19 protein-coding genes are annotated in these 20,543 nt (G+C 67.8%); 11 read left to right on the top strand and 8 right to left on the bottom strand.

Annotated features, from left to right (window positions below):
- Nucleotides 1-135: 135 nt before the first annotated feature.
- On the bottom strand, nucleotides 136-795 hold the full coding sequence (locus I6I07_RS31325; protein ID WP_198485099.1) for a C40 family peptidase: 660 nt from the start codon (nucleotides 793-795) through the stop codon (nucleotides 136-138).
- 313 nt (nucleotides 796-1,108) lie between these two features.
- Here I6I07_RS31325 and I6I07_RS31320 point away from each other — a divergent pair, with 313 nt between their 5' ends.
- The 6 genes from I6I07_RS31320 to ltaE all read left to right on the top strand — a co-directional run bounded on the left by I6I07_RS31320 (nucleotide 1,109) and on the right by ltaE (nucleotide 9,064).
- Nucleotides 1,109-2,998 carry a propionate--CoA ligase gene (locus tag I6I07_RS31320; RefSeq protein WP_198485096.1) on the top strand — a complete coding sequence of 630 codons (1,890 nt, stop codon included), beginning with the start codon at nucleotides 1,109-1,111 and terminating at the stop codon, nucleotides 2,996-2,998.
- Nucleotides 2,995-3,402, top strand: a complete 408-nt coding sequence (locus tag I6I07_RS31315) for a heme-binding protein (protein WP_006393507.1) — start codon at nucleotides 2,995-2,997, stop codon at nucleotides 3,400-3,402. Before I6I07_RS31320 ends, I6I07_RS31315 begins: the two co-directional genes overlap by 4 nt.
- Nucleotides 3,399-4,739 (top strand): MFS transporter, encoded by a 1,341-nt coding sequence (locus I6I07_RS31310; RefSeq protein ID WP_198485093.1) that lies wholly within the window; start codon nucleotides 3,399-3,401, stop codon nucleotides 4,737-4,739. Before I6I07_RS31315 ends, I6I07_RS31310 begins: the two co-directional genes overlap by 4 nt.
- Nucleotides 4,740-5,006: 267 nt before the next feature.
- Nucleotides 5,007-6,986 carry an acetate--CoA ligase gene (gene acs / locus I6I07_RS31305; RefSeq protein WP_198485089.1) on the top strand — a complete coding sequence of 660 codons (1,980 nt, stop codon included), beginning with the start codon at nucleotides 5,007-5,009 and terminating at the stop codon, nucleotides 6,984-6,986.
- Nucleotides 6,987-7,123: 137 nt separating this feature from the next.
- A complete protein-coding gene (locus I6I07_RS31300; RefSeq protein WP_198485086.1) occupies nucleotides 7,124-8,011 on the top strand; it encodes a DMT family transporter in 888 nt (295 codons plus the stop codon).
- A 42-nt stretch (nucleotides 8,012-8,053) separates the two neighbouring features.
- Nucleotides 8,054-9,064: a low-specificity L-threonine aldolase gene (gene ltaE / locus I6I07_RS31295; protein ID WP_198485083.1), complete on the top strand. Its 1,011-nt coding sequence runs from the start codon at nucleotides 8,054-8,056 to the stop codon at nucleotides 9,062-9,064.
- Nucleotides 9,065-9,127: 63 nt separating this feature from the next.
- Here ltaE and I6I07_RS31290 read toward each other — a convergent pair whose 3' ends face one another.
- The 6 genes from I6I07_RS31290 to I6I07_RS31265 form a co-directional block, all read right to left on the bottom strand.
- On the bottom strand, nucleotides 9,128-10,456 hold the full coding sequence (locus I6I07_RS31290; RefSeq protein ID WP_198485081.1) for an aspartate aminotransferase family protein: 1,329 nt from the start codon (nucleotides 10,454-10,456) through the stop codon (nucleotides 9,128-9,130).
- Between the two features lie 167 nt (nucleotides 10,457-10,623).
- A complete protein-coding gene (locus I6I07_RS31285) occupies nucleotides 10,624-11,505 on the bottom strand; it encodes a GntR family transcriptional regulator (RefSeq protein WP_054429564.1) in 882 nt (293 codons plus the stop codon).
- A 139-nt stretch (nucleotides 11,506-11,644) separates the two neighbouring features.
- A complete protein-coding gene (locus I6I07_RS31280; protein WP_006393514.1) occupies nucleotides 11,645-11,989 on the bottom strand; it encodes an antibiotic biosynthesis monooxygenase family protein in 345 nt (114 codons plus the stop codon).
- A complete protein-coding gene (locus tag I6I07_RS31275) occupies nucleotides 11,986-13,119 on the bottom strand; it encodes a cytochrome (protein WP_198485079.1) in 1,134 nt (377 codons plus the stop codon). The genes I6I07_RS31280 and I6I07_RS31275 overlap by 4 nt, the downstream gene beginning before the upstream one ends.
- A 72-nt stretch (nucleotides 13,120-13,191) precedes the next feature.
- Nucleotides 13,192-14,040, bottom strand: coding sequence for an NAD(P)H-binding protein (locus tag I6I07_RS31270; RefSeq protein ID WP_198485076.1), 849 nt, complete (start codon nucleotides 14,038-14,040; stop codon nucleotides 13,192-13,194).
- Nucleotides 14,041-14,054: 14 nt separating this feature from the next.
- Entirely contained in the window at nucleotides 14,055-15,701 is a 1,647-nt protein-coding gene (locus tag I6I07_RS31265; protein ID WP_006393517.1) for an electron transfer flavoprotein-ubiquinone oxidoreductase, read from the bottom strand.
- A gap of 112 nt (nucleotides 15,702-15,813) precedes the next feature.
- On the opposite strand from I6I07_RS31265, the gene I6I07_RS31260 reads away from it, so the two are divergent.
- The 3 genes from I6I07_RS31260 to I6I07_RS31250 all read left to right on the top strand — a co-directional run bounded on the left by I6I07_RS31260 (nucleotide 15,814) and on the right by I6I07_RS31250 (nucleotide 17,928).
- Nucleotides 15,814-16,263, top strand: a complete 450-nt coding sequence (locus I6I07_RS31260; protein WP_035361297.1) for an acyl-CoA thioesterase — start codon at nucleotides 15,814-15,816, stop codon at nucleotides 16,261-16,263.
- A 300-nt stretch (nucleotides 16,264-16,563) separates the two neighbouring features.
- Complete coding sequence (locus I6I07_RS31255; RefSeq protein WP_006393519.1) at nucleotides 16,564-17,262, top strand: CoA transferase subunit A; 699 nt, start codon at nucleotides 16,564-16,566, stop codon at nucleotides 17,260-17,262.
- A 12-nt stretch (nucleotides 17,263-17,274) separates the two neighbouring features.
- Nucleotides 17,275-17,928, top strand: a complete 654-nt coding sequence (locus tag I6I07_RS31250; protein WP_006393521.1) for a CoA transferase subunit B — start codon at nucleotides 17,275-17,277, stop codon at nucleotides 17,926-17,928.
- A gap of 97 nt (nucleotides 17,929-18,025) precedes the next feature.
- Here the strand turns inward: I6I07_RS31250 and I6I07_RS31245 are convergent, their stop codons facing one another.
- Complete coding sequence (locus I6I07_RS31245) at nucleotides 18,026-18,484, bottom strand: GNAT family N-acetyltransferase (protein ID WP_198485074.1); 459 nt, start codon at nucleotides 18,482-18,484, stop codon at nucleotides 18,026-18,028.
- Nucleotides 18,485-18,669: 185 nt separating this feature from the next.
- On the opposite strand from I6I07_RS31245, the gene I6I07_RS31240 reads away from it, so the two are divergent.
- A complete protein-coding gene (locus I6I07_RS31240; protein WP_198485071.1) occupies nucleotides 18,670-19,545 on the top strand; it encodes a MurR/RpiR family transcriptional regulator in 876 nt (291 codons plus the stop codon).
- Complete coding sequence (locus I6I07_RS31235) at nucleotides 19,542-20,522, top strand: isoaspartyl peptidase/L-asparaginase family protein (RefSeq protein WP_198485069.1); 981 nt, start codon at nucleotides 19,542-19,544, stop codon at nucleotides 20,520-20,522. Before I6I07_RS31240 ends, I6I07_RS31235 begins: the two co-directional genes overlap by 4 nt.
- Nucleotides 20,523-20,543 lie beyond the last annotated feature (21 nt).

Here is a 20,543-nt window from a genome sequence, read left to right as displayed (position 1 = left end):
GCCGCGAAGAGGAATGAAAAACGCCGCCGGACTGGAAAGTCCGGCGGCGTTTTGCTGTCTGCGTCCGATTGCGTGTGGCGGTCGCGCCGTTTGGAGGATGGCCGCATCGCGGCCGGCGCGTCACACTGCGAGAGGTCAGTTGGCCGCGCGGGCGCTGGCCACCAGGCCGTTGTCCAGGCGGCGGGCGCCGTTGTAGCGCTTGCTCCAGTAGGCCATGGTCATGTTTTCGACCCGCACCACGCCGCCGGCGCTGGGCGAATGCACGAAGCGGTCGTCGCCCAGGTAGATGCCAACGTGGGAGTAGCGGCGGCCCAGGGTGTTGAAGAAGACCAGGTCGCCGGCCTTGAGCTCGTTCTTGGCGACGGAAATGCCTTGCTGCGCGATTTCGGCGGCGTTGCGGGGCAGCTTCAGGCCCAGCGAACGTTCGGCGGTGTAGGTCACCAGGCCGCTGCAATCGAAACCGGTATCGGGGGAGTTGCCGCCGAAGCGATAGCGGATGCCCAGGTAGTTCAGGGCTTCGCTGACCATGGCGTTGTCGCTGCTGACTTCGCTGTGGTTGCGCTGACGGTCGCGCTTGAATTTCTGTACCACCAGCATGCCGATGGGATCATCGGCGGTGGCGACCCATTCCGTCTCGTAGGGATCGATCTCGGACGTATAGGCGGTGGATTTTTGAGAGGTGTTTGCACAACCCGCCAGACCCGCGACGCACGCCGCCAGCGCCAGCAAACGCAGACCGCGGTTTGCCTGGCCAGAGGATGAATTCAGTCGCGCGCTTTTGGAGTGTCGATGCATTCGCCTGGGGATGGTTGCGTCCTGTTTCGCGCATTCAAGGAAATAAAGCGTCAAAAACGCTAAAAAACACCTGAATAACGGGAATCAAGCAGCGAACCAACAGATATGTTGTCTACAACTTCGCGGGGATTCTACCAAACTTTTAAGACTGGTTCGTTACTGTAACCAGTCCGGCGCCCGTGCGGCGTAGACGCGTGGCAGAATTTTTTGACTTGCGGCAAGCCTCATGCAAGGTTTGCCCACCAGAATGACCAAAGGATTCGAAAAGAAAGCAATCAGCCATACGGCGTATGCACAATAACAGGAGACAAAAATGCAAAAAACCAGGGATTTCCATTACCGCTCGGTGCACGACCGCGACGCCTTCTGGCGCGAAGAGGCCGGCAGGGTGCACTGGGAGACGCCATTCGAGTCAGTCCTGGATTTTTCCCGGCCGCCCTTTGCCAAATGGTTCGTGGGCGGCAGGACCAACCTCTGTTACAACGCCGTGGACCGCTGGCTGCCGACCCAGGCCGACAAGCCGGCCCTGATCTGGGTATCGACCGAAGTCGAGCGCGAGCGCGTCTACACCCGCCAGGACGTCTATGACGAAGTGAACGCGGCCGCCGCCATGCTGCAGGACCTGGGCGTGGGGCGCGGCGATCGGGTGCTGCTGTACATGCCGATGGTGCCCGAGGCGGTCTTCACCATGCTGGCCTGCGCCCGCATCGGCGCGGTGCATTCGGTGGTGTTCGGCGGTTTCGCCTCGGTCAACCTGGCGCAGCGCATCGACGATGCCGCGCCCAAGGTGGTGGTGTGCACCGACGGCGGTTCGCGCGGCGGCAAGGTGGTGCCCTACAAGCCGCTGCTGGACCGGGCGCTGGCGTTGTGCAAGACGCCGCCGGCCTCGGTGGTGGTGTTCGACCGCGGCCTGGCGCCGTTCGAGCCGGTCGCCGGCCGCGACCTGGACTACGCCACCCTGCGGGCGGCGCAGCGCGGCGTCCATGTGCCGGTGACCTGGCTGGAATCGTCCGAGCCCAGCTACATCCTGTACACGTCCGGCACCACCGGCAAGCCCAAGGGCGTGCAGCGCGACACCGGCGGCTACGCGGTGGCGCTGGCCTCGTCGATGGAATACCTGTTCAACGGCAAGGCCGGCGATACGTTCTTCTGCACCAGTGACATCGGCTGGGTGGTGGGGCATTCCTATATCGTGTATGGCCCGTTGATCGGCGGGCAGGCCACGGTGCTGTACGAGGGCACGCCGGTGCGCCCGGACGGCGCCATCCTGTGGAAGCTGGTGGAGCAGTTCGGCGTCAACACGCTGTTTTCGGCGCCGACCGCGGTGCGGGTGCTCAAGCGCCAGGATCCGGCTTTGCTCAGGAAGCACGACCTGTCCACGCTGCGGGCGGTGTATCTGGCCGGCGAACCGCTGGACGAACCGACCGCGCACTGGATCTCGGAAGGGCTGGGCAAGCCCATCATCGACAACTACTGGCAGACCGAGTCCGGCTGGCCGATCCTGTCGGCCCAGCCCGGCGTCGAAAAGGTGCCGACCCGCTTTGGCAGCCCGTCGTTCCCGGTCTACGGCTTTGACGCGCGCATCGTCAGCGAATCCAGCGGCGAGGACCTGGAGGCGGACCAGAAGGGCGTGGTGGCCATCGTGCCGCCGCTGCCGCCGGGCGCCATGTCGACCATCTGGGGCGACGACGAGCGCTTCGTGCAGACCTACTTCACCTCGATTCCCGGCCGCCAGGTGTATTCCACCTTCGACTGGGGATTGGTCGACGCGGACGGATACTGGTTCATCCTGGGGCGCACCGACGACGTCATCAACGTCGCCGGCCACCGCCTGGGCACGCGCGAGATCGAAGAGTCCGTCAACAGCCACAATGGCATCGCCGAATGCGCGGTGGTGGGGGTGGCGGACGCGCTCAAGGGCCAGGTGGCGATGGCGTTCGCGGTGCTGAAGAATCCGGCCGCCGCGGAAACGCCGGAAGGCGCAAAACAGCTGGAAGCGGATATCATGCGGCTGGTGGAAGATCAGCTGGGAGCGGTGGCGCGACCCGCCCGGATCCGGTTCGTGGGCGCGCTGCCCAAGACCCGTTCCGGCAAGGTGTTGCGCCGCGCGATCGTCGCGGTATGCGAAGGCCGCGATCCCGGCGACCTGACCACCATCGAGGATCCCACCGCCCTGGAACAGATCAAGGAGTCGCTGCAATGAACACCAAACCCGTGCTGAACGCCGAAGACGTCAAGAAAATCCTGGCCGCGGCCGAAGCACACGCCCTGCAGAACAAGTGGGCCGTGACCATCGCCGTGTCGGACGATGGTGGCCACCTGCTGGGCATGCTGCGCCTGGACGACGCCGCGCCCATTTCCTCGCACATCGCGCCGGCCAAGGCCAAGACCGCGGCCCTGGGCCGCCGTGAATCGCGCGTCTACGAGGAAATCATCAACAACGGCCGCTACTCCTTCCTGTCGGCGCCGCTGATCGAAGGCATGCTGGAAGGCGGCGTGCCGATCACGGTCAACGGCCAGGTGGTCGGCGCGGTCGGCGTGTCGGGCGTGAAGTCCACCGAGGACGCCCAGATCGCCCAGGCTGGCATCGCCGCGCTGGGCCTGTGAGCCAGGAAACGCCGCGGCCGGCGCCCGAAGGCGCCGCCGCGCCCGCCGGCGGGGAGGCGGACAGGAGTCCGCTGAACCCCGGCGTGGCCAAACGCGAAGTCTGGGCCTGGGCCATGTACGACTTCGCCAATTCCGGCTACACCACCGTGATCCTCACGGCGGTGTTCAGCACCTATTTCGTCGGCGTGGTCGGCGGCCGCGCGCCGTGGGCCACGCTGGCCTGGACCGCGGCGCTGTCGCTGTCCTATCTGCTCATCATGCTGACGATGCCCACGCTGGGCGCGCGCGCCGACGCCCGCGCCGGCAAGCGGCGCTTGCTCTACGCCAGCACCATCGGCTGCGTGGCCGCCACCCTGGTCCTGACCCAGGCCGGGCCGGGCGACGTCTGGCTGGCGCTGGCCGCCATCGTCGTGTCCAACTATTGCTATTGCGTCGGTGAATCCGTGGTGGCGGCGTTCCTGCCCGAGCTGGCCAAGCCGTCGGCGCTGGGCCGGGTGTCGGGCTGGGGCTGGAGCTTCGGTTATTGCGGCGGCATGCTGACGCTGGGCCTGTCGCTGGTGGTGGTGAAGCTGGCCGAGGCCGACGGACTCGACGCCGAGCATTTCGTGCCGCGCGTCATCCTGGTGACCTGCGCGGTGTTCGCGCTGGCGGCGCTGCCGTCGTTCTTCCTGTTGCGCGAGCGTGCCCGGCCTTCCGGCAAGGCGCAGGAGACGCTGGCCATGCTCAAGCGGCTGGCCTACGCCTGGCGCGAGACCGGCCAGCATTTTCCCGAGTTCCGCCGGCTGCTGATGTGCATCGCCTGCTATCAGGCGGGCATCTCGGTCGTGATCACGCTGGCGGCGGTGTATGCCTCCGAGGTCATGGGCTTCACCACGCCGCAGATCATGCTGCTGGTGTTCACCGTGAACATCGGCGCGGCGGCGGGCGCGTTCTCGTTCGGCTACGTGCAGGACCGCATCGGCCACAAGCCGGCGCTGGCGATCACGCTGTGCGGCTGGATCCTGATGGTGCTGGTCGCCTACGCGGCCGTGACCGCGCCGGTGTTCTGGGTGGCCGCGACGCTGGCCGGACTGTGCATGGGCACGACCCAGAGCGCGGGCCGCGCCATGACCGGCGCGCTGGCGCCGGCAGGCCGCCTGGCGGAATTCTTCTCGCTCTGGACCTTCGCGGTGCAACTGGCGGCGGTCATCGGCCCGCTGACCTACGGCCTGGTGACCTGGGTCACGCATGGCAACCATCGCCTGGCGATCCTGGTGACCGGGCTGTTCTTCGTCGGCGGCCTTATCCTGCTGTCGCGCGTGGACATGGCGCGCGGCCTGGCGCGCCGCACGGCGTAAGGGCGCGTGCGGCCGCGGCAACTGATATTCTTATGAAGTCCCGACCATCGCCACGCCGCCTGCGGGCAGGCGAAGGCCGGCGGGTTGCGTATTGCGCTGTCAGTTGTCGATGCCGTTGCCGCCACGATTGGCGCACGTTCTTGCGGAATACGGGCTTATGGCCCGTATTTTGCGTAAGGTGCCCGTAAGAGCGTGGAGATACGGTTGCGAGTGGGCAGTTAGATAAAAACGGCATCAACAACAGAATCACAGATTGGAGACAAGATCATGTCGAATGCTATTGAGTCCGTACTGGTGGAAACCCGGGTCTTCCCGCCGCCCGAGCGCGCGGCGCAGGGGGCCGCGATTCCCAGCATGGACGCGTACAACGCGCTGTGCGCGCAGGTCGAGAAGGATTTCGACGGCTTCTGGGCCGGCCAGGCCCGCGACAACCTGCAGTGGACCAAGCCGTTCACCGAGGTGCTGGATGAATCCAACGCGCCGTTCTACCGCTGGTTCGGCGACGGCGAACTGAACGTCTCGGCCAACTGCCTGGACGTGCACCTGACCAACGGCAATGCCGACAAGACCGCCATCATCTTCGAAACCGATGACGGCAAGGTCGACAAGGTCACCTACCGCGAACTGCTGGCGCGCGTGTGCCGCTTCGCCAACGGCATCGCCAAGCTGGGCTACAAGAAGGGCGACCGCGCCATCATCTACATGCCCATGTCGATCGAAGCCGTGGTGGCCATGCAGGCCTGCGCGCGCCTGGGCGTGACGCACTCGGTGGTGTTCGGCGGCTTCTCGGCCAAGAGCCTGCAGGAGCGTATCGTCGACGTCGGCGCCTCGCTGGTCATCACCGCCGACGAGCAGGTGCGCGGCGGCAAGACCATCCCGCTCAAGCCGGCGGTGGAAGAAGCCATCGCCATGGGCGGCTGCGAAGCCATCAAGCACGTCATCGTCTATCGCCGCACCGGCGGCAAGGTCGCCTGGAACGAAGGCCGCGACCTCTGGATGCACGACGTCGAGGCCGGCCAGGCCGACACCTGCGAACCGGTGCCGGTCAACGCCGAGCATCCGCTGTTCATCCTGTACACCTCGGGTTCCACCGGCAAGCCCAAGGGCGTGCAGCACTCGTCCGCCGGCTACCTGCTGTGGGCGCTGCTGACGGTCAAGTGGACCTTCGACGCGCGCAAGGACGACGTCTACTGGTGCACGGCCGACGTGGGCTGGGTCACCGGCCACACCTACATCACCTACGGCCCGCTGGCCGCCGGCCTGACGCAGGTGGTGTTCGAGGGCGTGCCGACGTTCCCCAACGCCGGCCGCTTCTGGGACATGATCGCGCGCCACAAGGTCACCACTTTCTACACCGCGCCGACCGCGATCCGCTCGCTGATCAAGGCCGCCGAAGCGGCGCCCGAGACCCATCCGTCCAAGTACGACCTGGACAGCCTGCGCATCATTGGCACGGTGGGCGAGCCCATCAACCCCGAGGCCTGGATCTGGTACCACAAGAACATCGGCCGCGAGCGCTGCCCGATCGTCGACACCTGGTGGCAGACCGAGACCGGCGGCCACATGATCACGCCGCTGCCGGGCGCCACGCCGACCAAGCCGGGTTCGTGCACGCTGCCGCTGCCGGGCATCGCCGCCGCCATCGTCGATGAGACCGGCGGCGACGTCGACCAGGGCAATGGCGGTTTCCTGGTGATCAAGCGTCCGTGGCCGGCGATGATCCGCAACATCTGGGGCGATCCGGAACGCTTCAAGAAGAGCTACTTTCCGCCGGAACTGCGCGGTTATTACCTGGCCGGCGACGGCGCGCAGCGCGACGCGGATGGCTACTTCTGGATCATGGGCCGCATCGACGACGTGCTCAACGTGTCGGGCCACCGCCTGGGCACGATGGAAGTGGAATCGGCGCTGGTCGCGCACGAGCTGGTGGCCGAGGCCGCCGTGGTCGGCCGTCCCGACGACACCACCGGCGAGGCCGTGGTGGCCTTCGTGGTGCTCAAGAGCGCCCGTCCCGAAGGCGCCGAGGCGCAGGCCATCGCCAAGACGCTGCGCGACTGGGTCGCCAAGGAAATCGGCCCGATCGCCAAGCCCAAGGACATCCGCTTCGGCGACAACCTGCCCAAGACCCGTTCCGGCAAGATCATGCGCCGCCTGCTGCGCGTGGTGGCCAAGGGCGAGGAAGTGACGCAGGACGTGTCGACGCTGGAAAACCCCGCGATCCTGGAACAGCTGTCCAAGCCGTTGTAATGCGGCGCGCGCCGTCCGTCATGCGGACGGCGTGGACGGTTCCCGGCCCGACGGGAGCATAATGCGAGATGCCCATGCCGGTTTGCCGGCATGGGCATCGTCGTTTTTTCTTTCCCGCTTCCACTGGAGACGCCGCCGTGAGCCGCAGCAGTTTCGATCGCGCAGGGCTTGCCCTGATGTTCAGCACCATCCTCGTGTGGGCGGGCAGCTGGATCGCGATGAAGCTGATCGTGCCCTACATCGGCCCCTTCGATTTCGTGGCGCTGCGCTACGTGACCGGCGCGCTGGTGCTGTTCGCGCTGGCGGCCGCGACCCGGCGGCCGCTGGCCCTGCCGTCCTGGAAGCTGACCCTGCTGATCGGCCTGACCCAGACCGCGGGTTTTCAGGGCTTCGTGCAGACGGCGCTGGTGTCGGGCGGCGTCGGCAAGGTGTCATTGATGGCCTACACCATGCCGTTCTGGGTGGTGCTGTTCGCCTGGGGCCTGCTGGGCGAGCGGCCGACGGCCCGTCATGGCATCGGCATCGGCCTGGCCGCGATCGGCCTTGTGCTGTTCATCGAGCCCTGGCATGGCGTGGGCGAAATGCGGCCGGTGCTGCTGGGGCTGGGCAGCGGCCTGTGCTGGGGCGTGGGCACGGTACTGTCCAAGCGCATGTTCGAGCGCCATGCGCCCGACGTGATGACGTTCACCGCCTGGCAGATGCTGTTCGGCGGGCTGGTGATGACGCCGGTGGCCTTGCTGGTGCCGCAGATCGCGCCGCAATGGGGCTGGCAGCTGTGGACCGGCATGACCTATATCGTGCTGATCGCCACCGCCGCCGGCTGGCTGCTGTGGCTGCAGGTGGTGCGACGCGTGCCGGCCTCCATCGCGGGCCTGTCCAGCCTGGGCGTGCCGGTGGTGGCGATGCTGATGGCCTGGGCGGTGCTGTCCGAACGTCCGTCGCCGGTCGAGCTGGGCGGCATGGCCCTGATCCTCGGCGGTATTTTTGTCGTGAGCCGCGCGGCGCCCGCCGCGCGCGCGGGCTGACCGGCCCGCTTACCGGATTCCGTTTTCCTTCAAGGAAGCTTCATGATCGATTTGCGCAGTGATACCGTCACCCGGCCGTCCCCGGCCATGTTGCAGGCCATGGTCAGCGCGCCGCTGGGCGATGACGTGATGGGCGACGACCCCACCGTCATCCAGTTGCAGCAGGTGCTCGCCGAGCGCGCGGGCAAGGCCGCGGGCCTGTTCTTCCCGTCGGGCACGCAGAGCAACCTGGCCGGCCTGATGGCCCATTGCGAGCGTGGTGACGAGTACCTGGTGGGCCAGCAGGCCCACACCTACAAGTACGAGGGCGGCGGCGCGGCGGTGCTGGCCAGCATCCAGCCCCAACCCATCGAACACGCCGAGGATGGCTCGCTGCCGCTGGAAAAGCTGGCGGCCGCGCTCAAGCCCGAAGGCGATCCGCACTTCGCCCGCACTCGGCTGCTGGCGCTGGAGAACACCTTCCACGGCAAGCTGATCCCGGCGGACTATGTGCGCGCCGCGACCGACTGGGCCCGCGGCCATGGCCTGGCCACGCACCTGGACGGCGCGCGCGTGTTCAACGCCGCCGTCGCCAGCGGCAAGCCGCTGGCCGAGATGTGCCAGCCGTTCGATTCCGTGTCGATCTGCTTTTCCAAGGGCCTGGGCGCGCCGGTCGGTTCGGTGCTGGTGGGCAGCGCCGAGCTGATCGCCCGCGCGCGCCGCTGGCGCAAGGTGCTGGGCGGCGGCCTGCGCCAGTCGGGCGTGCTGGCCGCGGCCTGCCTGTATGCGCTGGAGCACAACGTCGAGCGCCTGGCCGAAGACCACGCCAACGCGCGCCTGCTGGCCGACGGGCTGCGCGGCATCGCGGGGGTGCGGGTGCTGAGCCAGGACACCAACATGGTGTTCGTGGAATTCGAGCCGGCGCGTTGCGATGCGCTGACCGCCGCGCTGGCGGCCGACGGCATCCTGATGCGCGCGGTCTACGGTGGTCCGACGCGCCTGGTGACGCACCTGGACGTGTCGAGCGCCGACGTGCGCCGGGTGGTCGAGGCCGTCGCTCGCCACCTGGGGTGAGCGGCTGCGGCATGGCCGGCCCGCAAGGGGCCGGCCATGCCGACATGAGGCCGACGCGCCGCGTCAGTCCGCGGCGCGCAGCGCCTCTGCCAGCACGGAGAACAGCTCGTCGATCTGCGCGGGCTCGATGATGAGCGGGGGCGACAGCAGCATGGTGTCGCCCGCCGAGCGGATCAGGCAGCCGCGTTCCAGGCAGGCCTGGTGCACGGCATAGCCGCGCTGCCCCGGCTTGCCCGCGAGCGGCGCCAGTTCGATCGCGGCCAGCAGGCCGATGTTGCGGATGTCCACCACGTGCGGCAGGCCCTTCAGGCCGTGGGCCGCGTCTTCCCAATAGCGCCACAGGTCGCGGCTGCGCTGGAACAGGCCGTCGCGGCGGCAGATGTCCAGCATCGCCAGCCCGGCCGCGCAGGCCACCGGGTGGCCCGAGTAGGTGTAGCCGTGGGCCAGCTCGATGGCGCTGTCCGGGCCTTGCATGAAGGCGTCGTAGACATGCTGGCGCACCAGCGTCGCGCCCATCGGAATGGCGCCGTTGGTCAGCCCCTTGGCGCTGGTGATGAGGTCGGGCGTGACGCCGAAATGCGTCGAAGCGAAGGCGCCGTCGATGCGGCCGAAGGCGCAGATCACCTCGTCGAAGATCAGCAGGATGCCGTGCGTGTCGCAGATCTGCCGCAGCTTCTGCAGATAGCCGCGCGGCGGCACCAGCAGACCGGTCGAGCCGGCCACCGGTTCGACGATGACGGCGGCGATGGTGGAGGCGTCGTGCAGCGCGACGATGCGTTCGAGCGCGTCGGCCAGGTGCGCGCCCCAGTCGGGTTGGCCGCGGGTGTAGGCCATGCGCTCGCGGTCATAGGTATGCGGCAGGTGGTCGACGTAGGGCAGCAGGTTGCCGAACGGCTTGCGATGGCCGCCGATGCCCGAGACCGACAAGCCGCCGAACCCCACGCCGTGATACGACCGCTCGCGCCCGATCAGGCGCACGCGCTGGCCTTCGCCGCGCGCGCGGTGATAGCCCAGCGCGATCTTGAGGGCGGTATCGACGGCCTCGGATCCGGAGTTGGAAAAAAACACATTGGAAAACCCGGCGGGCGCCTCCTCGCACAGTTTTTCGGCCAGCTCGAACGCCAGTGGATGGCTCATCTGGAACGATGGCGCGTAGTCCAGCTCGTAGGCGGTGTGCGCGATGGCCTCGACGATTTCGGGCCGGCGATGGCCGGCGTTGACGCACCACAGGCCCGCGATGCCGTCCAGCACGCGGCGGCCGTCCGGGCGGATGTAGTGCATGCCCTCGGCCGCGCTGAACAGCACCGGGTCGCGCTTGTAGCGCCGGTTGGCGGTGAACGGCATCCAGAAGGCATCGGCGTTGATCGGCGTGGCGGGGGCGGGCGAAGTCATGGGCGTCCTGTCGGGAGGATTTGGGGTTTGCCTATTTTGTATTAATAAAAAGAAAAATACAATTTGAGGCGAAACCCGCCCAGACCGATGGGCGCGTGAAAGCGACCCCAATCAACGGGCATGGCGAGGCAAAGGCAGGGAAAGTCGCCGCGTGGCGGCGGCGTGGATCAGGATTGCTGCTGCGAGGTCTTCAGGTGGCGGCGCATGAGCTGCGAGGCCCATTCCTGGTCGCCGGCTTCAAGGGCCTCGATGATCCGCAGGTGCTCGTTGCTGGAATTGACGAAGCGCGCGTCGCGGTAGAACGCGGCGTGTTCCTCCAGGCGGCGCAACTGGTTCTGCTGCTGCACCGCCTGCAGGATGTAGCGGTTGCCCGAGAAGCGCGCCAGCATTTCATGGAACGAGGCGTTCAGGCTGAAGAACTCGGTGGCGGAGATGTCGGCGTCGTCGCGCTGGATCAGCGTTTCATGCGCGGCCCGCATGCGCGCCAGGGCGTCGCGGTCGAGCTTGAAGGAGGGCTCCAGCAGGCCGGCGCACTCGATCGTCATGCGGAACCGGTAGCTCTCGTTGAGCGCCTCGCGGTTCTCCAGCGACGGCGCGAACTGCCAGCCGTGGCCCTTGCGCTTTTCGATCAGGCCGTCGGCCGACAGTTGCAGCAGGGTCTTGGCCAGCACGCTGCGCGGCGCGGGATAGCGTTGCAGCAGTTCGCGTTCGGTGAACTGGTCGGGCAGCGCGCGCGTGGCGCGGTCGTCGATCAGGCGCCGATAGAGTTCGTTCTGGGTCGGCCCGGCGCCGGCGATGGCGGGCGTGGCCAGCGCGGCGTTCTCGGCCACGGTGTAGCCGCTGTTGGGCCGATGCGTGATCAGGCCTTGCGTCGCCAGCAGCCGCAGGGCGCCTCGCACCGGCGTACGCGACACCTCGTAGCCCGCGGCCAGCGCTTCCTCGGACAGGTGGGCGCCGGGCGCATAGCGCCGGGCCACGATGTCCTGCGCAATCAGGCGCGCCAGATCGACTTGCAGCGGGGTGGGGCGGGCGTGAGCGGCGGTGGGCATGAATGGGCGCGGGAGCGGCGGTGGAGCAATGGTAACGGACAGTTGGGCCGCCGTAATCGGCCCAACTGTAACGCGGTAACGCGGCGCGCCTGCCCCGGGGGCGCCGCAAGGCCGGGCCCAGGGAGGCATCGACGCCCGCTCAGCCGTGGCGCGCGCGGCTGTCGCCCGGCGCCTGCTCGCGCTCCTGCATGCCGTAGTCGCGCAGCACCTGGGCGACGCGCAGGCGGTAGTTGGCGAACACGCCGCCGCGACCCGCCTCCTGCGCGCGGCGGTGCGAGTCCAGCGTGCGCCAGCGCCGGACCGCGTCCTCGTCGCGCCAGAATGACAGCGACAGCAGCTTGTCCGGCGTGCTCAGGCTCTGGAAGCGTTCGACGGAGATGAAGCCGTCGATGGCCTTCAGTTCGTCGATCAGGCCCGCGGCGATGTGCAGATAGGGCGCGGGGTTGCCGTCGGTGGGTTCGACTTCGAATATCACGGCGATCATGGGGTGGGCTCCTCGGTGAAATCAAATTGGGGAATCCGGGCATTGGGCAGCGGGCGGTAGCGCGCGCGCGCCGCCAGGGCGCGGCCATCGACGCCGGCCCGCAGCAGGTGGACCAGCGCGCCCGCCGCGTGCCGTCGCGCCAGGTCGCGGCCGGGGCAGGCGTGGCCCAGGGCGCCGAAGGTCCAGTGCGCGTCGGGTTGCGCCATGGCCGCGGCGGCCAGCACCAGCAGCACCGTGGCGCCGGCCTCGAGGCACTGGCCATCGAGGTCGATGGCCTCGGCCAGGAAGCGGCGGGTGTTGTGGATGGGCGGATCTTCGCGCAGCGTCGCGTCGACCAGCGCCAGGGCCTGCGCGACCGTCAGGTCGGCCGCGGCGCCATGGCGGCCGGCCCGCAACAGCGCGTTGCCGAGCAGGCCGGCGCCGGCGTCACAGGATTGGAACAGCAGCCCCGCCAGGTTGGCGGCCAGCAGCGCGGACTCCAGCCCGGCGTCGATTCCCCGGCGCCGCAATTCGCGCAGTGCCGGGGCGGCGGCGGGATCGTCCAGGTGGGCGCGCAAGCGCGCGGCCAGCCGTTCGGCGGCCGCGTGCCCGGCCGCGATCCGGGCGTCGGGCGCGGCGAGCGGCAGGGCCGCCAGGAAGTCGCCGATATCGCGCGCACAGTCCGCCGCGAGGGTATCGGGCAGGCCGATGAAACAGGCCTGGGCCAGTACCGGCGCGGCAGACAGGAAGCGGTCGATGGCGGCGGGATCGGGTGTCCGCGTTGAATCCTGCCCCGCATCCAGTCGCGGCCACGCGGGATCGCGCGCCTGCCGCGCCTGTTGCGCGAGGAATTCGCTCAGCAAGGGTTTGAGCAGGGCTTGCGGCGGCCCGTCGTTCATCCGCAGGAAGCGGCTGAACAACTGGCCCGCCGGGCCCGCCGCGATGCCTGGTGGCACCGGCTTGGCGACAGGGCGCACGCGCGCGGCGGGATGGCGCATGAGCGCCAGGATCGTCCGCGGCCCGCTGGCGACCCACAGGCCCAGCCGCGCGTCGTGGTACAGCGGGTGGTCCCTGGCCAGCGCGGCGTAATAGGGATAGGGGTTGGCGTGCGTCACCGCCTGGAGCGGATCGAGCGGCGAAGGGATGGGCATGGCGGCGTGGGAGCGGGTCTGGGCAAGCCAGTATCGCCGCGTCACGCCGCCGCCGATTCGGTGTCGGTCGAACTATGCCGGCGAGGCCGCGTCCGCCAGCAGCGCGGCGTAGCCGGCGCGCGAGTCGGGCCATCGCAGCGCCAGGCCGCTGGCGCGCAGCCGGGCGTTGCTGAGCTTCTTGCTGCCGATGCCGGCGGGCGCGGGGCCTTCGGCCGGAGCCGGCGCGCCGATCATGCGCGCCAGATCCGCATACAGTTCATGCAGCGGCAGCGGCGTGTCGTCGCAGCCGATGTAGACCGGTTGCGCCGCGGGCAGCAGCGCCACGTGCGCGATGGCGGCGGCGGCGTCGTCGATGTGGATGCGGTTGGCCCAGTGCGGCGGCTCGCTCGGCGCACGCGCGTCGCCGGCGCGCAGCCGTTCGATCAGCTGCAGGCGGCCGGGGCCGTAGAGGCCGGCGAAACGCAGGGTGGTGTGCGGCAGCGCCTGCGCGGCCAGCAGCGCTTCGGCTTCCAGCAGGATGCGGCCATTGAAGCCCTGCGGCGCGGGCGGGGTGTCTTCTGTGACCCAGTCGCCATGGTGTTCGCCATAGACCGCGCTGGAGGACACGAACACGATGCGTTCCACGCGCGACGTGTCGAGCGCGTCCAGCACGTGCTTCAGGCCTTCGACGAACACGCCGCGGTATGCGGCCGGATCGCGCGCGCCGGCGGTGGCGACGTGGATGACGCGGGTGATGCCTGCCGGCAAGGCCGGCAGGCCGTCGGGGCGGGAGATGTCGCCTTGCAGCCAGCGGATGCCGCTGGCGTCGCCCGCGGGCGGATGGCGGCGCAGCGCGTGGACCTCGTCGCCGCGCGCCAGGAAGCGGCGCGCGGCGCGTTGGCCGAGATCGCCGCAGCCGATGAAGAGCACCCGTTCAGCCATCGCCCGCGACCCTGCTACATGCCGCTGTAGACCGGGCCCTCGCCGCCTTGCGGCGCCACCCAGACGATGTTCTGGGTCGGGTCCTTGATGTCGCAGGTCTTGCAGTGCACGCAGTTCTGCGCGTTGATCTGCAGGCGGTCCTCGCCGTGGTCGTCCTTGACGAACTCGTAGACGCCGGCCGGACAGTAGCGCGATTCCGGGCCGCCGTACTTGGCGAGGTTGACCTTCACCGGCACCGACGCATCCTTCAGCGTCAGGTGGATGGGTTCGTTTTCGTCGTGGTTGGTGTTGGAGATGAACACCGAGCTGAGCTTGTCGAAGGTCAGCTTGCCATCGGGCTTGGGGTAGTCGATGCGGGCGCACTGCGAGGCCGGCTGCAGGCAGGCGTGGTCGGGCTTGCTGTGGCGCAGGGTCCAGGGCATCTTGCCCTTGAATACCAGTTGCTCGATGCCGGTCATCAGCGTGGCCACGGTGCGGCCCTTCTTGAACCACTGCTTGAAGTTGCGCGCCTTGTTCAGCTCGGCGTGCAGCCACGAATTCTTGAAGGCTTCCGGGTAGGCGGCCAGTTCGTCCTGGCGGCGGTCGGCCACCAGCGCGTCGAACGCGGCCTCGGCGGCCAGCTTGCCGGACTTGATGGCGGCGTGGCTGCCCTTGATGCGCGAGGCGTTCAGGAAACCGGCCTCACAGCCGACCAGCACGCCGCCCGGGAACGTCAGCTTGGGCAGCGACAGCAGGCCGCCGGCGGTGATGGCGCGCGCGCCGTAGGCAATGCGCTTGCCGCCTTCGAAGGTGCCGCGGATGGCGGGGTGGGTCTTGTAGCGCTGGAATTCGTCGAACGGCGACAGCCACGGATTGGCGTAGTCCAGGCCGACGATCATGCCGACGGCCACCAGGTTGTTGTCCAGGTGGTAGAGGAACGAACCGCCGTAGGTATCCGAATCCAGCGGCCAGCCGGCGGTGTGGATCACCAGGCCAGGCTTGGACTGGGCCGGATCGACTTCCCACATTTCCTTGATGCCGATGCCGTAGGCCTGCGGATCGCGGCCGTCGTCGAGCTTGTAGCGGTCGATCAGCTGGCGGCCGAGCTGGCCGCGCGCGCCTTCGGCGAACACCGTGTAGCGCGCATGCAGTTCCATGCCCGGCTGGTAGTGGTCGGTGTGGCTGCCGTCGCGGGCCACGCCCATGTCGCCGGTGGCCACGCCGCGCACGGCGCCGTTCTCGTCGTACAGCACTTCGACCGCGGCAAAGCCCGGGAAGATCTCGACGCCCAGCGCCTCGGCCTGTTCGCCCAGCCATTTGACGACGTCGCCCAGGCGGACGATGTAGTTGCCTTCATTGTGGAAACAGGGCGGCAGCAGCCAGTTCGGCGTCGCGCGCGCGCCGTTTTCGGACAGGAACAGGAACTTGTCCTGCGTCACGGGCACGGTCAGCGGTGCGCCTTTTTCCTTCCAGTCGGGGATCAGCTCGGTCAGGGCCAGCGGGTCCATGACGGCGCCGGACAGGATGTGCGCGCCCAGCTCCGCGCCTTTTTCCAGGACGCAGACGCCGATTTCCTGGTTCTTCTCAGCGGCCAGTTGCTTCAGACGGATAGCGGTGGCCAAGCCGGCGGGACCCCCGCCAACCACGACCACGTCATATTCCATCGACTCGCGTTCAGACATTGCAAAGCTCCCCGTATGTATTCCATATATGGCTGGAAGTATTATCGGCGATTGTATTGCAGGCGGAGACCTTGCACGTCTTCGCATTTCCATCAGATATCAGGAGCAATTGGTGAACCCGGACACTCTGTCTGCGCGGATTCTGACGGTGGGGGATACCCATCATGTGGATTTGCCTTTGCGTTGGGGCGATTCCGACGCCTTGAACCATCTCAACAACACGCTGTATTTCCGCCTTATGGAAGAGGCGCGGATGCAGATCCTGTACGACGCGGGCTTCGAATTGCCGGCCGACGACGGCGCCATCCTGGCGCACGCGTCCTGCGATTTCCTGCGGCCGCTGACCTATCCGGCGACCGTGCGGGTGACGCACAAGGTCACGCGCATCGGCCGTTCCAGCGCCGAATTCGAGCTGCTGCTAGAGAAGGTCGGCGATGACGCCGGCCCCTATGCCCGCGGCCGCAACGTGCTCGTGTGGATGGATTACGTAGCCAATACGTCCGCGCCGTGGCCGCCTGAAGTGCTGGCGAAAATGGCCACGCAGTTCCAGCCGGCGGCCTAGGCGCTCGGGCGGCGGGCGGTCCGACTTCAATGCGGCGTTTGAAACGGCGCCCGCATTTGCCGGTCATGCCGTTAAAATCCAGGACAGAACCACAATACGAATGACAGGGCGCGCCACCCTCGGCGCCGCGAACCAGCAGGCATCGGGCCACGCCGCGATGCCGCCGGGCCGCGAAACCGGCAGCCGCGCCCCAAGTAAAAGACAGGGTCCACCCAGGATCACCGGCCTCCTTCGCGGGGCATGCGGTCCGGCAGGGCGGGCGGATCCTCTTCAGTTCGACCTTAACTAGGAGTTGGAGCGATGGACAAGGTTTTTGCAAGCGCCCAGGAGGCGCTGGCAGGCATCGTCAAGGACGGCCAGATGATCGCCGTCGGCGGTTTCGGCCTCTGCGGCATTCCCGAGGCCCTGATCGCCGCGCTGCGCGATTCGGGCGTGAAGGATCTCACGTGCATCAGCAATAACGCGGGCGTCGACGGCTTCGGCCTGGGCCAGCTGCTCAACACGCGCCAGGTCCGCAAGATGATCGCGTCGTACGTGGGCGAGAACAAGGAATTCGAGCGCCAGTACCTGTCGGGCGAACTCGAGCTTGAATTCACGCCGCAGGGCACGCTGGCCGAGAAGCTGCGCGCCGGCGGCGCCGGCATCCCGGCGTTCTTCACCCGCACCGGCGTGGGCACCATCGTCGCCGACGGCAAGGAAATCCGCGAATTCGACGGCCAGCAATACGTGATGGAGCGTTCGCTGGTGCCGGACGTGTCGCTGGTCAAGGCGCACATCGCCGACCGCAGCGGCAACCTGGTGTTCCGCAAGACGGCGCGCAACTTCAACCCGAACGTGGCCATGGCCGGCAAGTTCACCGTGGTCGAGGTCGAGCAGATCGTCGACACCGGCAGCCTGGACCCCGACCAGATCCACCTGCCCGGCATCTATGTGCACCGGATCGTGCTGAACGCCAATCCGGAAAAGCGCATCGAACAACGCACCACTCGCCCGGCCTAAGGAGAACACGACATGGCATGGTCCCGCGATGAAATGGCGGCGCGCGCCGCGCGCGAGCTGCAAGACGGTTTTTACGTGAACCTGGGTATCGGCCTGCCGACCCTGGTGGCCAACCACGTGCCCAAGGGCGTCGAAGTCTGGCTGCAATCCGAAAACGGCCTGCTGGGCATCGGCCCGTTCCCGACCGACGCCGAGGTCGACGCCGACCTCATCAACGCCGGCAAGCAGACGGTCACGACGCTGCCCGGCTCGTCGATCTTCTCGTCGGCCGACTCGTTCGCGATGATCCGCGGCGGCAAGATCAACCTGGCCATCCTGGGCGCGATGCAGGTGTCCGAAAAGGGCGACCTGGCCAACTGGATGATCCCGGGCAAGATGGTCAAGGGCATGGGCGGCGCGATGGACCTGGTGGCCGGTGTCGGCCGCGTGGTCGTGCTGATGGAACACGTGGCCAAGAAGAAGGACGGCACCGAAGATATCAAGCTGCTGCCCGAGTGCAACCTGCCGCTGACCGGCGTGGGCGTGGTCGACCTGATCATCACCGACCTGGGCGTGATGGAAGTCACCGACAACGGCCTGAAGCTGCTGGAAACGGCGCCGGGCGTGACGGTGGACGAGATCCAGTCCAAGACGGCCGCCAAGCTGGACGTGTCGGCGGTCAAGTAACCCCGATCGACGCTGGCACGAAAAACGCCCCATCGTGGGCGTTTTTCATTGGGGCGGCGGCAATGCGCCCGCGGATGGGGCGGCCCCGGCCGGGCGTTCAGGCCGCTTCGCGCAGCAGCATGCCGACGTGCGGGATGCCGTCCTCGATGTATTCCTCGGTCACCGGCACGAAGCCGTGGCCGCCGTAATAGCCGCGCAGCCGGGCCTGCGCGCCCAGGTAGACCGGCTGGCCCGGCCACAGCCGCGCCACTTCGTCCTTGGCGCGGCGCATCAGTTCGTGGCCCAGGCCCGTGCCGCGCGCGGCCGGCGCCGTGATGACGCGGCCGATGACCGCCTGGCCGTCGTTCAGGGCGGGTTCGAGCAGGCGGCAATAGGCCAGCAGCTCGCCGTTTTCCCAGGCCATCACGTGTTCCGTCTGCCCCTGCAGGTCCTTGCCGTCCATGTCCAGGAAGACGCAGTCCTGTTCCACCACGAACACTTCCGAGCGCAGGCGCAGGATGGCGTAGAGCTCGGCCAGGGTCAGTTCGGCGTGGGGTTTGCTGGTCCAGAGGGGCATTCGAAAAGTCCGAAATTCAAGGGGAAGGCAGGGATCAAGCGTACATCAAACCGGCCCCGTTTCTTTTGAAGCACTGTTACATAAATTCACGGGTATACCCTTAGTATGAAAATGAATTTTCTTATCTAAAATTTGTGTGTAAACAGATTTACATAAACCTCCGCTACGTTTCCCCCTCTTTCTCGATGAACAAGGCCGCACTCACGATCGCTGATCGGATCGCCCGGGCCCAGCCCGCGCTGAGCCGCAAGCAGCACAAGATGGCCGAATACGTGCTGGCGCACCAGTTCCGGGTCGCCACCATGACCATCGACGAATTCGCGGTGGCGGCGGGGGTGTCGGTCGCGACCGCCAACCGCTTCGCGCGCGCCCTGGACCTGCCGGGCTACCCGCAATTCCGCGCCGAGCTGGCGCGCGGTTTCGAGGCGGCGCTGGAGCCGGTCGAAAAACTGCGCACCGAACTCGCGCACTCGGCCAGCGCGGTGCAGATCTTTGCCGCGACCCTCGAAGAAGACATCCGCAACGCCCAGCGCAACCTGCAAAGCCTGGATGCCGCCGCCTGTGAGCAGGCGGTCGACGCCATCCTGGCCGCCGACCGCGTCTTCATCATCGGCTTCGGCGCCAGCGGCTTCCTGGCCGGCATGCTGCAGCGCGGCCTGTGCATGCACCTGCATTCGGTCGAATCGCTGGCCGGTCCGGGCGGCGTATCGCATGCGGCGCGCCAGATGTCGCGCATGACCAGCAAGGATCTGGTCATCGCCATCGGCTTTCCGCGCTACCTGGCCGACACCGTGACCCTGGCGGGCGCCGCCAAGCAGGCCGGCGTGCCGGTGCTGGTGCTGACCGACAAGCCCACCTCGCCGCTGGCGCCGACCGCGTCGGTGGTGCTGTACGCGGTGTCCACGCGCCAGCTGATCCCCAATTCCGAAACCGCCGCGCTGGGCCTGATCGAGGCCTTGTCGGCGGCGGTGGCCTATCGGGCCAAGAATTCCGTCGCGGCCGCCGCTGGGGTGACCCAGTCCGTGATGCCGTGGCTCATCCATGGAGTAGGTAAACGATGATTCAACCCGTGATCGCGATTCACGGTGGCGCCGGCGCGATGTCCCGCGCGGCCATGTCGCCCGAGAAAGAGCAGGAATACCTGAGCGCGCTGGAATCCATCCTGACCGCCGGCCAGGCCGTGCTGGCCCGTGGCGGCAGCGCGCTGGACGCCGTCACCGAAGCCGTGCGCCTGCTGGAAGATTGCCCGCTGTTCAACGCCGGCCATGGCGCCGTATTCACCAGCGCCAGCACCCATGAGCTGGACGCCGCCATCATGGACGGCGCCACACTGCGTTCGGGCGCCATCGCCAACGTCAACTGCGTGCGCAACCCGGTGTTCGCCGCGCGCAAGGTCATGGAATCCAGCAAGCACGTGTTCTTCGTGGGCGAGGGCGCCGAAGCCTTCGCCAAGGACGCCGGCCTGGAAATCGTCGACCCGTCGTACTTCTCGACCGACGCGCGCCGCGAGCAGCTGCTGCGCGTGCAGCGCGAAACGCCGGAAGCGGCGGTGCTGGACCACGACGGCCAGGCCATGGTCGCGCGCGGCCAGCCGGCGCCGGCCGATCCGCTCGATTCGGACAAGAAGTTCGGCACCGTGGGCGCGGTGGCGGTGGACGCGCAGGGCAACCTGGCCGCGGCCACGTCCACCGGCGGCATCACCAACAAGCAGGTCGGCCGCGTCGGCGACGCGCCGCTGATCGGCGCCGGCACCTACGCCAGCAACAAGACCTGCGCCGTGTCCACCACGGGCACCGGCGAGATGTTCATCCGCATGGTCGCCGCCTATGACGTGGCGGCCCAGATGGAATATTGCGGCGCGTCGCTGGAAACGGCGGCGGACCGCGTCGTGATGGAGAAACTGCCCACCATCGGCGGCAAGGGCGGCCTGGTGGCCGTCGACGCCCAGGGTAATGTGGCCTTGCCGTTCAACACGGAAGGCATGTACCGCGGTTACGCCCGCGTCGGTGAGACGCCGGTTACCGCCATCTACCGCTGAGCGGCAGCGGGCTTCGTTTTT

This window comes from Achromobacter deleyi, from assembly GCF_016127315.1.
Taxonomy (GTDB): domain Bacteria; phylum Pseudomonadota; class Gammaproteobacteria; order Burkholderiales; family Burkholderiaceae_B; genus Achromobacter; species Achromobacter insuavis_A.
The sequence above is the reverse complement of the archived record's forward strand: the minus strand, read 5'-3'. Positions and strand labels throughout refer to the sequence as shown.